This is a genomic window from Mycobacterium sp. OAE908 (genome assembly GCF_017872775.1).
Taxonomy (GTDB): Bacteria; Actinomycetota; Actinomycetes; order Mycobacteriales; family Mycobacteriaceae; genus Mycobacterium.
Genome location: NZ_JAGGJL010000002.1, coordinates 470693 through 483030, shown reverse-complemented (window position 1 = coordinate 483030; position 12338 = coordinate 470693). Strand labels below are relative to the sequence as shown.

Sequence of the window (12338 nt, the reverse complement as noted above, 5' to 3'; positions counted from 1 at the left end):
GAGCGCGGATTTTCGTGCACAAGTCGCTGGGAATAGTACAGATTCTGCTGTACTGTCTGGCGTATGCAGACCGTGATGCAGCGCGATGCCCTTGCGCGGTTCGGTTACGCACTGTCCGACGCGACGCGCACCGAGATCCTGCTGACGCTGCGCGAGGGGCCGGGCTATCCGTCGGAGCTGGCCGAGAAGATCGGGGTGTCGCGGCAGATCCTGTCGAACCACCTGGCGTGCCTGCGCGGCTGCGGGCTGGTAGTGGCGCAGCCGGAAGGCAGGCGCAGCCGCTATGAGCTGGCCGACAAGCGAATCGCGCACGCGCTCGACGATCTGGTTGGCCTGGTGCTCGCCGTCGACCCGACCTGCTCCTGCTGATGCTCGAGACGCGTCGCACCACGCTGCAGCGCCGGATCCGGCTGCTGGTCACCGCGACCATCACCTACAACGTGCTCGAGGCGATCGTCGCGTTGGCGGAGGGCACGCGGGTGTCGTCGTCGGCGCTGATCGGCTTCGGCCTCGACTCGGTTGTCGAGATCTCCTCCGCGGCAGCCGTAGCGTGGCAGTTCTCGGCCAAGGACCCCGAGACGCGGGAGAAGGCCGCGCTGCGCTTCATCGCATTCTCGTTCTTCGCGCTCGCCGCCTATGTCTCGGTCGACGCGATCCTGTCGCTCCTTGGCGTCGGTGAGGCGCGGCCGTCAGCGATCGGCATCGCCCTTGCGACGGCGAGCCTCGTCATCATGCCGGTGCTGTCGCTGACGCAGCGCCGTACCGGCCGCGAGCTCGGTTCGTTGTCTGCCGTCGCCGATTCCAAGCAGACGCTGCTGTGCACATACCTATCCGCAGTCCTGCTGGCAGGCCTGGTGCTCAACAGCCTCTGGGGATGGTCGTGGGCGGACCCGATCGCCGCTCTTGGTATCGCCGCTATCGCCGTACGAGAAGGAATCAACGCGTGGAGAGGTGACCCATGCTGCCAGTGATGTCATTAACGCTCTTCACTGTCTTCGGAGCGCTCGGATTCGGTTGGCGCAGTTTGGATCAGCGACCGCGACTATCTCGCCCACATCGGCCGCTTCGTGCCAGGAGTCGGCCGCGTCTAGACTGCCGGGCATGCCGTTGCTAGGAAAGCTGCTCCGCCGTTTCCGCGCGGGCGAAGCCCGCAGTCCACTGTCCGGCCCGGACTACTCCGGTGCCGCCACGATCGAGGTCACCAGCCCCGCGTTCACCGATGGCGGCGCGATCCCGCAGAAGTACGCCGGAAAAGGTGTGGGCGACAACGTGTCTCCTGCGCTGCAGTGGACCGGCGTTCCACCCGAGGCCAAGCAACTGGTGCTGATCATGGACGACCTCGACGTGCCGATGCCGAAGCCCTTGATGCACACCACCGCGGTGCTGGAGTCAGGTCTTGGTGGGCTCGGTGAGGGTGAACTCAAGCCCGGCACCGCCGGCGTTCGGTTGATCAAGGCGTTCGGTGACACCTACGTCGGGCCGGCGCCGATCCCCGGTCACGGGCCGCATCATTACCGGTTCCTGCTGTTCGCAGTTGACCAACCGATCGGCGATGATGTCGCCGACAACAAGGCACTTCTGACCGCGATGGCCGGCCATGTCGTCGCGCGCGGCGTGCTGACGGGCACTTACGAGCGCTGACCGCCGCCTGGTCGCAGACGTGATGGAGGCCGACAGGCACTCAGTCTCGGGACCTTAGCCTCTGCTCCTGCCGATACGCCCTGGCAGAAGGTAGGAGCATGAACCAAGTGGCGCAGCGCCATGACTGACCTGGTGCTCTTGCTGTACGCGCTGTGCGGCATCGTCACGTTTTGGGCGATGTTCACAGGTGCTGCCGGCGCGACGGACGACGATCCGCCCACTTCCAACGCGGCAGCGGCGGTTTCGCTTGCGGCGAGCGTCGTATGGCCGCTTGTGTTGCTAGGTGCACTCCAGGTGTCGGTACTGGCCATGGTCGGCAGCCTGGCAGCGCCACGACCGAGCTAGTCCTCGGGGACTTCGCGTTCGATCTCCTCGAGCCAGATCCGCGCCGACATGTCCGACGGTGCCCGCCAGTCTCCGCGCGGCGACAGTGATCCGCCGTGGGACACCTTCGGCCCGTTCGGCATGGCCGAGCGCTTGAATTGCGCAAACGAGTAGAACCGCTGCGCAAACACCTGCAGCCAGTGCCGAATCTCCTTCAGCGAGTAGGCGGGCCGCTTGTTGTCCGGGAACCCGACCGGCCAGTCGCCGCGCTCAGCGTCGCTCCACGCATGCCACGCCAGGAACGCGACCTTGGACGGCCGGAAACCGAATCGCAGCACCTGAAACAGCGAAAAATCCTGCAGCACATAGGGTCCCACCTTGGACTCGCTGCTTTGGATCTCCTCATCCTCGCCGCTCGGAACCAGTTCGGGGCTGATCTCGGTGTCGAGCACGGACTGCAGCACCTCGTTGACCGCATCGTCGAACTGATTCGACGAGATCACCCAGCGGATCAGATGCTGGATCAGGGTCTTGGGCACACCGCCGTTGACGTTGTAGTGCGACATCTGGTCGCCCACACCGTATGTGGACCAGCCCAGCGCGAGCTCGGACAGGTCGCCGGTGCCCAGCACGATGCCGCCGCGCTGATTGGCCAGCCGGAACAGATAGTCGGTGCGCAAACCCGCCTGCACGTTTTCGAATGTGACGTCGTAAACCTTTTCGCCGCGGGCGAACGGATGATCCATCTCCTTGAGCATCAGCTCCGCGGTGGCCTTGATGTCGATGGTTTCGAACGTCACGCCCAACGCCTCGGCAAGCCGGATCGCGTTGCTCTTGGTGCGATCGCCCGTCGCGAACCCGGGCAATGTGAACGCCAGAATGTCGCTGCGCGGCCGGTCTTCCCGGTCCATCGCGCGGGCGGCGACGATCAGCGCATGCGTGGAGTCCAGCCCACCCGAGAGACCGAGCACGACCTTCGGATAATCCAATGCGCGCAGCCGCTGCTCCAATCCGGCGACCTGAATGTTGTAGGCCTCGTAGCAATCCTGTTCCAGCCGTGAGGGATCCGCGGGAACGAACGGGAACCGCTCGACCTCGCGACGCAGCCCGATGTCACCTGCCGGCGGGTCGAGTTTGAACTCGACTCGACGGAAAGAGTCCGTTGTGATCCCGTGGTGGATGCGGTTGTCGTCGAAGGTGCCCATTCGCAGCCGCTCGGAGCGCAGCAGATCCAGGTCCACGTCGGCCACAGAGTACCTGTCCCCCAACGGGAATCGCTCCGACTGCGCCAGGCACACTCCGTTCTCCCACACCATCGTCTGGCCGTCCCAGGCCAGGTCGGTGGTGGACTCGCCCTCCCCCGCCGCGGCGTAGACGTACGCAGCCAGGCACCGCGACGACGCGGATCGGGCCAGCAGGCAACGGTCTTCGGCGCGCCCGATGGTGATCGGGCTGCCCGAAAGGTTCGCCAACACCGTCGCGCCCGCAAGAGCGGCCTGGGCGCTTGGCGGAATCGGCACGAACATGTCCTCACAGATCTCGACATGCAGCACGAAACCCGGTAGGTCGGTCGCGGTGAACAACAGATCGGGACCGAACGGCACGTCGGCGTTGCCGATCCGCATCGCACCGCGCACCAGGTCGCCCGCCGCCACCTGGCGCCGCTCGTAGAACTCGCGGTAAGTCGGCAGGTAGGACTTCGGCACGACGCCCAGCACCCGCCCGCGGTGGATCACCACCGCGGTGTTGTAGATCCGGTGCTGATAGCGCAGCGGTGCGCCGACCACCAACACCGGCATCAGTTCGGCCGAGGCCACCACGACATCGAGCAGCGCGTCTTCGACGGCATCGAGCAGGGTGTCCTGCAGCAGGATGTCCTCGATCGAATAGCCCGACAGAGTCAGCTCCGGGTAGACGGCCAGCGCCACGCTTTCGTCGTGGCAGGCTCTGGCGACCCGCAGCACCGACTCGGCGTTCGCGGCGGGGTCAGCGATGGCCGTGTGATGCGTGCACGCGGCCACCCGAACAAACCCCTGGTGATATGCCGAGTAAAAGTCCATGCCTAATTGTTGCCCGAAAACGTATCGGGGTATGCAACACGCCATGAGTGACGTCGCGGTGCTGGTCATCGACATGCTGAACACGTATCAACACGAGGACGCGGATGTCCTCGCAAGCAGTGTCGGAGATATCGTCGACCCGCTGGCCGGGCTGATTTCGCGGACGCGTGACCGCGACGACGTCGATTTGATTTACGTCAACGACAACTACGGGGACTTCACCGCCGAGTTCGACGATCTCGTCGAGGCTGCACTGCACGGCGAGCGACCTGAGCTGGTATCGCCGATCGCGCCGCCGGAAAGCTGTCAGCGGCTGCTGAAAGTGCGGCACAGCGCCTTTTATGCGAGCTCGCTGGACTATCTGTTGACCAGGCTCGAGGCGAAAAAGCTGATCCTGACAGGTCAGGTCACCGAGCAGTGCATCCTCTACACCGCGCTAGACGCCTACGTGCGGCACTTCGATGTGGTCATCCCGCCGGACGCCGTCGCGCACATCGATCCCGAACTCAGCGACGCCGCGCTGACGATGATGCACAAGAACATGCATGCCGAGATCGTGCCCGCGGAGAAGTGCCTGGATTGAGGTTTTGGCCTGCTCATGGCGGGTAGGCGCTCGGCGTGGAGCAGCGCGATCGCATCGCCGAGCCGTGGGGTGGCCGAACGCCTTACGGACGAGGCCAAACGTGGCCCACTCGCGTGGACACGTTTCTGGACAACGGGGTTGCCGAGGACGACGTCGAAGAATGGGTCCAGTCGGCGGCGGTGCTGCACTCCAACGGCGACGGGCTCGACATCGCGGTCAAGGCCGGCCGCATCGTCGGCGTCCGGGGCCGCGCCGACGACCGCGTCAACCACGGTCGGCTCGATCCCAAAGATCTCTACGGCTGGCAGGCCAACGCCTCTCCCGACCGGCTGACCACACCGCTGATCCGCCGCCATGGTGAGCTCGTCGAAACCGACTGGGACACCGCGATGGACGCGATCGTGCGGCACAGCAGAAAACTGCTCGACGACGTCGGACCAAGCGCAGTCGGCTTCTACACCTCCGGCCAGCTGTTCAGCGAGGAGTACTACAGCCTGGGAGTGATCGCCCACGGTGCGATCGGCACCAACCACGTCGACGGCAACACCAGGCTCTGTACGGCCACCGCCGCCGAAGCGCTGAAGGAGTCCTTCGGGTGCGACGGGCAGCCCGGCTCCTACACCGACGTCGACCATGCCGACGTGATCGCGTTGTTCGGCCACAACGTCGCAGAAACGCAGACCGTGCTGTGGATGCGGATGTTAGACCGGCTGGAAGGCGACAATCCGCCGGCGCTGGTGTGCGTCGATCCGCGACAGACACCGGTAGCGCGGCACGCCACCGTCCATCTGGCGCCCCTGCCGGGTACCAACGTCGCGCTGATGAATGCGCTGCTGCACGAAATAATCGCCAACGACTGGGTCGATCACGATTACGTCGCCGCGCACGCCGTCGGCTTCGAAGAGCTTCGCAAGCGAGTGGCCGAGTTCCCGCCGGAGCGGGCCCACCGGATCTGTCGCGTGCCTGCCGCCGATATCCGGGAGGCGGCCAGGCTGATCGGCACCGCCACGGCATTGCTGTCCACCGTATTGCAGGGCTTCTACCAGTCCAACCAGGCCACCGCGGCGGCGGTGCAGGTCAACAACATTCACATTCTGCGCGGCATGCTCGGCCGCCCCGGTTGCGGACTTCTCCAGATGAATGGTCAGCCCACCGCCGAGAACACCCGAGAATGCGGGGCGGATGGTGACCTCGCCGGCTTCCGTAACTGGTCCAACGACAATCACATTGCCGAGCTCGCCAAGTTATGGAACATCGAGCAGAAGCAGATACCGCACTACGCGCCCCCGACCCACGCCATGCAGATGTTCCGCTACGCCGAACAAGGCACACTGCGTCTGCTGTGGGTCAGCGCCACCAACCCTGCGGTGTCGCTGCCCGAATTGGCCAGGGTACGAAGCATTCTCGCCCAAGACAGGCTCTTCCTTATCGTGCAGGACATCTTCCGTACCGAAACCGCCGAACTTGCCGACGTCGTGCTGCCCGCAGCAGCGTGGGGCGAAAAGACCGGAACATTCACCAATGCAGACCGAACCGTTCATCTCTCCGAGAAGGCGATCGAACCGCCGGGACAGGCCCGCCCCGACCTCGACATCTTCATCGACTACGCGCGGCGCATGGACTTTCGCGACAAGGACGGCAACCCCATGCCGCCTTGGGAGGACTACGAATCGGCGTTCGAGGCATGGAAGAAATGCAGCGCGGGTCGGCCATGCGACTACACCGGGTTGACCTACGACAAGCTGCGTGGCTCTGCGGGAATCCAATGGCCTTGCAATGACGAACATCCCGACGGCACAGAGCGGCTGTATGCCGACGGGAAGTTCTGGGCCCGGCCCGACTACTGCGAGGCCTACGGCAAGGACCTGATCACGGGAGCGCCACTAGAGCCAACCGAGTAACGGGCGATGAACCCCGATGGCAAGGCCATCATCAAGGCAGCCGAATATGTTGCACCGCACGAACAGCCGAGCGGCAACCACCCGTTCGTGTTGACCACGGGACGCACGCTGTATCAGTTCCACACGCGAACCAAGACCGGCCGGTCACCGCAACTGCAGCACGCCGCTCCCGAGGTCTGGGTGGAAGTGTCCGAGTCCGACGCTTCGCGGCTGCGCATCGGCGAGGGCGATGTGGTCGAGGTGACAACCGCCCGCGGTTCGGTCACTGCCAAGGCGCGAATCAGTGGGATCCGCGACGGGGTCCTGTTCCTGCCGTTCCATTACGGGTACTGGGACGAGCACGATGCGGCCAGCCACCATCGTGCAGCGAACGAGTTGACGATCACCGACTGGGACCCCGCTTCCAAGCAACCAATCTTCAAAACTGCTGCAGCACAACTGCGCCGGATAGCCGAGGGCTCCGGACCGGCTCCCGCACCGACCACCACGGCTTCACGACCGGTCAGCGACGCCGTTCAGCAGACCGTCGGCGGTCCGGATGTCGGCGTCACCGAGTCGACGGTGGGAGGGTGAGGTGAAGCTCGGGCTTGCACTGCGGGAGCTGCACCGGTCGGAAGTCAGGCTGGCTCGAAGCCTGGATGCCATCGCAGCGCGCCATCACAACGACCACGGTATTTACCATGTGGCGCTCGACTTGGCGCACTGGTCTCGTGAGCACGCGACGTTGATAGCCGAACTCGGGGAGAAGTACGGCCTCCGGCTGCGTCGACATCCCCGGACGACCGCGATTGCCGATTCCGCACAGGAGTGGATCAGTGACCGGGTGGGCCGCCGACCTGAACCGGCCCTGCTGTTGCTGGCCGATCTTCGCAGACTGCACCGGCTGGCGGCGGGCGTGTCGGTCGACTGGGAACTGGTGGCACAGGGCGCGCAAGCGGCTAAGGACGACGATCTGCTGGCGCTCACGCAGCGCTGCCATCCGCAGTCACTGCGGCAAATGCGATGGGCCAACGCCATGCTCAAGGAACTGGCTCCGCAAACGCTGACCAACTGAGGCGCCGAATTCTGTTGGTCTGCAGTTCGCCCGAGCGAATAGCAGACGATCCGTCGATTTTGGTTGCGTCGGGCATCGTGAATCAGACCGCCCAACCCTGGAGGAATCGTGAATCAGCTTGCTGTTCAACGTCAGTCGCGCCCGCTGCTGCCGGAGCTGCCCCAATTGCTCAACGGCTTATCAAGCTTTCCTGCCTTCGCAGGCCTGGCGAGCCTGCGGTCTTTCTTCGACGGCAAGCCGATGCGTCTGGAGGATGAGACCAAGGACGGGTCATACGAGGTGCGCGCCGAGCTACCCGGCGTCGACCCCACCGACGACATCGAGGTCACCGTGCACGACGGCCGGCTCACGATCAGGGCCGAGCGCACCCGGGCCGGCGAGTCCAACGGGCGCTCCGAGTTCTCGTACGGCACGTTCGCGCGGACCGTGGCATTGCCCGTGGGAGCCGACGAAGACGACATCAACGCCACCTATGACCGCGGCATCCTGACCGTGACGGTGCCGCTGTCAGAGGACCACCCGGCCGAGAAGCGCGTCGAGGTCATCGAGACGATCCTCGTCGACGAAGACGAAGAAGACGAGGACTACGACGACGATGAAAAGCCCGAGTTCGATGAGGCCGAGCACGGCGCTGACGAGGAGCAACACCAGCCGGTTGGCTGAGCTGCATTAACCTGGAAAGCGTGGAAGCACCGGAACTCGTCGCCCTGCTGGACGGACGCCGTGTCGCGGTGCTCACCGGCGCAGGGATGTCGACGGATTCGGGCATCCCGGACTACCGGGGCCCGGACTCGCCGCCGAGCAATCCGATGACGATTCGCCAGTTCACCTCCGATCCGGTGTTTCGGCAGCGGTACTGGGCGCGCAACCACGTCGGCTGGCGACACATGGACGAGACGCTGCCCAACGCCGGTCACCGCGCACTGGCCGAACTTGAACACGCCGGCGTGGTCTCCGGCGTGATCACCCAGAACGTCGACCTGCTGCACACCAAAGCAGGCAGCCGCACGGTGATCAACCTGCACGGCACCTACGCCCAGGTGGTCTGCCTGGATTGTGGGCACACCATGCCACGCGCGACGCTGGCCGAGAGGTTGGATGCCGCTAATCCCGGCTTTCTCGAGCGGGCGGAGGCCGTTGGCGGCATCGCGGTGGCGCCCGACGCCGACGCCGTGGTCGGCGACACCACATCGTTCGCGATCATCGACTGCCAAGAGTGCGGGGGCATGCTCAAGCCCGACATCGTCTACTTTGGCGAGAATGTGCCGAAAGACCGTGTGGACGAAGCATATTCGCTTATCGATGACGCCGAGGCGTTGCTCGTCGCCGGGTCGTCGCTGACAGTGTATTCGGGGTATCGGTTCGTCCGGCACGCCGCCGCGCTGGACATGCCGATCGCGATCATCAACCGCGGCCGCACGCGCGGCGACGATCTGGCGACGGTGAAGGTCGAAACCGGTTGCTCGGAGATGCTTTCCCTGTTGGCCGATGAGCTTCCCGCGATTGCGAATTCGGCGTAGATGACCGACGACGACGCCTCCTGGCTGCAGTCGCTGCTGGAACGCAGGCGACCCGAGCCTGGGCCGGTCGCCGGGCGGTGGGCCCTTGGCATCGGCGACATGGTGGCCGATCATCCGCTGACACCGGACAAGCTGCACTGGCTGGCCCGCAAGCTGAACCATTTCGGCGGCGTGGCGATCAGCGAAGAAGGCGTCGAGTTCGACGGCGACGACGTCAAGTGGTCGGACGTCACCGAGATTCGCACGCGCAGCCTCATCGAATATCTGTTCACCGGTGGTGTGGACAAGCAGGCGGACAAGCTGCCGTTGCCGTGGTTCCCGTTCCGCGGCAAGGTGATCCAGGCGATTTCACGCGGGGCGCTGACGCTGCTGCTCGCCGCGGCCAAGCAGCAACTCGAGGGTGGGGCGATGGAGATCCGGATACCCGCCGAGGTGCACTATCACGGTCTTCTTGGGACACGCGAACTGTCGCCGGGGATGCTCGCCGCTGTCGTGCTTGCCGACCCCGCGGTTCGTCAGTGTTTCGAGGCGACCGCGCAGGCACACGGGGTCACGATCTGTCCGGCCGACGACGACGTGATGACCGACGCCGACCACCGCGCCGAGCAGATCAAGTCGATGCTCGGTGCGATTTCGGCGCGGATACGGTCGCTCAGCGACGGTTAGCGCGCCGAAATCACTTTAGACGGCAACCAGATCGTCGGCGTGCACTGCGGGACGGCGCATTTCGGCTGGCAGGTCCGACGTCGAGCGGCCCAGCATGGTCGCCAGCTCGCTGTGGTCGTAGGCCACCACGCCGCGAGCCACCATCGTCGCGTCCTGTGACCGCAGCTCCACGACGTCGCCGCCGTAGAACCGGCCCGAAAGCGCTGTGATGCCCGCCGGCAGCAGCGAACGACGTTGCCGCACAACGGCACGCACCGCTCCATCGTCGAGCGTCAGTGCGCCTGCCGACTCGGCGGCGTAGCGGACCCAGAACCTGCGCGCCGACATGCGTTCGGACCGCGGCGCGAACACGGTGCCCACCGACGCGTCGGCCAACGCGGTGCCGACATCAGCCGCTGCGGCCAACAGCACCGGCACGCCGGCGTCGGCGGCCAGCAGCGCCGACGACAGTTTCGACGCCATCCCGCCGGTGCCCAGATGGCTGCCGCTGCCTGCCACCACGCCGTCGAGATCGTCGGATCCGGAGACTTCAGAGATGAAGCGGGCGTTGCCTTTTCGCGGGTCCGAATCGTAGAGGCCGTCGATATCCGACAGCAGCACCAATGCATCTGCGCCCACCAGATGGGCGACCAACGCCGAAAGCCGGTCGTTGTCGCCGAACCGGATCTCGTTGGTGGCGACGGTGTCGTTCTCGTTGACGACCGCGACCGCGTGCAGCGCGCGCAGCCGGTCCAGCGTGCGCTGGGCGTTGGTGTGCGACACCCGTCGCGAGATGTCGTGTGCGGTCAGCAGCACTTGGCCGACCGTGCGGTGGTAGCGGGCGAACGCCGTGCTCCACGAGTTCACCAGAGCCACCTGCCCGACGCTGGCGGCGGCCTGCTTGGTGGCTAGATCCGTCGGGCGTTTGGAAAGCCGCAGCGGTTCGATGCCCGCGGCGATCGAGCCCGACGACACGATCACCACATCGGAGCCTGCTTTCATGCGCCCCTCGATGGCATCGGCCAACACGGCCAGCCTGCCCGCGTCGAACACCCCCGAAGGCGTGGTCAACGCGGTGGTGCCGACCTTGATGACGACGCTGCGCGCGGTGCGGACCGCCTCGCGATGCGGGCTCGTCATTCTTGATGCTCTCGACGTTGGCGCCGCGCGGCCTTGCGCTCGTCGGCGCCGACGCGGTCGGTCTGTTCCAGTCGCGAGTCGGTGCCGCGGCCGGACAACGTGACGTCGACGCCCGCCGGTGTCTGCGGCTCCCAGTCGAATGTCATGTCGCCGATGGTCACCGCGCAGCCGGGCTTGGCGCCAAGGCGCAGCAGCTCGTCCTCGACACCGAGCCGGGCCAGCCGGTCGCCGAGATAGCCGACGGCCTCGTCGTTGTTGAAATCGGTTTGGTTGACCCACCGTTCGGGTCGGGTCCCCCGCACCACGAAGCCGCCCTGGCCGGCGGGCTCGACGGTGAAGCCGCTCTCGTCCACGGCGATCGGCCGGATCACCGGACGGCGCGGAACGATCGGCGGCTGCGCGGCGCGGTACGCCGCGACCATGTCCCACAGCGCGAATATCAACGGCCGCAGTCCTTCTCGAGACACGGTCGAGACCTCGAACACCGGCCAGCCGAAGCGGCGGGCGATCTCGTCGCGGACGAAGTCGGCCAGTTCTCTCGCGTCGGGCACGTCGATCTTGTTCAACACCACCGCGCGTGGCCGCTCAGCCAGATCGCCAAGCGTCGTATCTCCTTGCAGTGTCGGCGTATACGCGGCCAGTTCGGCTTCCAGCGCCTCGATGTCGGAGATCGGGTCACGGCCCGGTTCCAGCGTCGCGCAGTCCACCACATGTACCAGCACCGCGCAGCGCTCGATGTGCCGAAGGAAGTCGAGACCGAGACCGCGGCCCTCGGACGCGCCGGGGATCAGGCCCGGCACATCGGCGACGGTGAAGGTGTGCTCCCCCGCCGACACCACACCCAGATTGGGCGTCAGCGTGGTGAACGGGTAGTCGGCGACCTTCGGCTTGGCGGCAGAGATGGTCGAAACCAGTGACGACTTACCCGCCGACGGAAACCCGACGAGGCCGACGTCGGCGACCGTCTTCAGCTCCAGCGTGAGATCGCGCTCCTGGCCCTTTTCGCCGAGCAGCGCGAAGCCGGGTGCCTTCCGAGCCCGCGACGCCAGGGCTGCGTTGCCCAGCCCACCGCGCCCGCCAGCAGCGGCTTCGAAACGGGTGCCGGCGCCGACGAGGTCGGCGACCATCCTGCCGTTCTCGTCGAGGACGACGGTGCCGTCGGGCACCTTGACCTCGAGATCGGTACCTGCGGCGCCGTCGCGGTTGCTGCCGGTACCCTGCTTACCGGAGGGAGCGACGACGTTCGGGTGGAAGTGAAAATCGAGCAGGGTGTGCACCTGCGGATCTACGACCAGGACGATGCTGCCGCCGCGACCGCCGTTGCCGCCGTCGGGTCCGCCGAGTGGTTTGAACTTCTCCCGGTGGACTGAGGCGCAACCGTTACCGCCGTTGCCCGCTCGCGCGTGGATGACGACGCGGTCTACGAAGCGCGGCATTGCGGTGCCTCCTTAGCCGAAATGGACGTTTGGG

The 12338-nt window shown here is 65.8% G+C and carries 12 protein-coding genes and 1 pseudogene; 10 read left to right on the top strand and 3 right to left on the bottom strand.

From position 1 onward, the window contains the following. The first annotated feature begins 63 nt into the window (after positions 1–63). From J3E61_RS27475 to J3E61_RS27460, 4 genes are all read left to right on the top strand, one after another. Positions 64–369: a metalloregulator ArsR/SmtB family transcription factor gene (locus tag J3E61_RS27475; protein WP_192723396.1), complete on the top strand. Its 306-nt coding sequence runs from the start codon at positions 64–66 to the stop codon at positions 367–369. Continuing rightward, positions 366–971, top strand: coding sequence for a cation transporter (locus J3E61_RS27470; RefSeq protein ID WP_210086717.1), 606 nt, complete (start codon positions 366–368; stop codon positions 969–971). The genes J3E61_RS27475 and J3E61_RS27470 overlap by 4 nt, the downstream gene beginning before the upstream one ends. Before the next feature lie 130 nt (positions 972–1101). After that, entirely contained in the window at positions 1102–1641 is a 540-nt protein-coding gene (locus tag J3E61_RS27465; protein ID WP_210086020.1) for a YbhB/YbcL family Raf kinase inhibitor-like protein, read from the top strand. Positions 1642–1761: 120 nt separating this feature from the next. After that, positions 1762–1986 (top strand): hypothetical protein, encoded by a 225-nt coding sequence (locus J3E61_RS27460; protein ID WP_210086019.1) that lies wholly within the window; start codon positions 1762–1764, stop codon positions 1984–1986. On the opposite strand, the gene J3E61_RS27455 is transcribed toward J3E61_RS27460, so the two are convergent. Further along, complete coding sequence (locus J3E61_RS27455; RefSeq protein ID WP_210086018.1) at positions 1983–4025, bottom strand: NAD(+) synthase; 2043 nt, start codon at positions 4023–4025, stop codon at positions 1983–1985. The genes J3E61_RS27460 and J3E61_RS27455 overlap by 4 nt on opposite strands. Before the next feature lie 43 nt (positions 4026–4068). On the opposite strand from J3E61_RS27455, the gene J3E61_RS27450 reads away from it, so the two are divergent. The 6 genes and pseudogenes from J3E61_RS27450 to J3E61_RS27425 all read left to right on the top strand — a co-directional run bounded on the left by J3E61_RS27450 (position 4069) and on the right by J3E61_RS27425 (position 9749). Continuing rightward, positions 4069–4608 carry a cysteine hydrolase gene (locus tag J3E61_RS27450; RefSeq protein ID WP_210086017.1) on the top strand — a complete coding sequence of 180 codons (540 nt, stop codon included), beginning with the start codon at positions 4069–4071 and terminating at the stop codon, positions 4606–4608. Positions 4609–4643: 35 nt separating this feature from the next. Further along, positions 4644–7082: pseudogene (locus J3E61_RS27445) on the top strand (nitrate reductase). A 1-nt stretch (position 7083) separates the two neighbouring features. After that, positions 7084–7563 carry a hypothetical protein gene (locus J3E61_RS27440; RefSeq protein ID WP_210086016.1) on the top strand — a complete coding sequence of 160 codons (480 nt, stop codon included), beginning with the start codon at positions 7084–7086 and terminating at the stop codon, positions 7561–7563. A 105-nt stretch (positions 7564–7668) separates the two neighbouring features. After that, positions 7669–8226, top strand: a complete 558-nt coding sequence (locus tag J3E61_RS27435; RefSeq protein ID WP_210086716.1) for an Hsp20/alpha crystallin family protein — start codon at positions 7669–7671, stop codon at positions 8224–8226. Positions 8227–8246: 20 nt separating this feature from the next. After that, on the top strand, positions 8247–9083 hold the full coding sequence (locus J3E61_RS27430; protein ID WP_210086015.1) for an NAD-dependent protein deacetylase: 837 nt from the start codon (positions 8247–8249) through the stop codon (positions 9081–9083). Continuing rightward, the gene (locus J3E61_RS27425) at positions 9084–9749 is read left to right on the top strand and encodes a hypothetical protein (RefSeq protein WP_210086014.1); all 666 of its coding nucleotides are present in this window, start codon (positions 9084–9086) and stop codon (positions 9747–9749) included. A gap of 15 nt (positions 9750–9764) precedes the next feature. On the opposite strand, the gene J3E61_RS27420 is transcribed toward J3E61_RS27425, so the two are convergent. After that, positions 9765–10868, bottom strand: a complete 1104-nt coding sequence (locus J3E61_RS27420; RefSeq protein ID WP_210086013.1) for a glutamate 5-kinase — start codon at positions 10866–10868, stop codon at positions 9765–9767. Then, entirely contained in the window at positions 10865–12304 is a 1440-nt protein-coding gene (gene obgE / locus J3E61_RS27415; RefSeq protein WP_210086012.1) for a GTPase ObgE, read from the bottom strand. The genes J3E61_RS27420 and obgE overlap by 4 nt, the downstream gene beginning before the upstream one ends. Positions 12305–12338 lie beyond the last annotated feature (34 nt).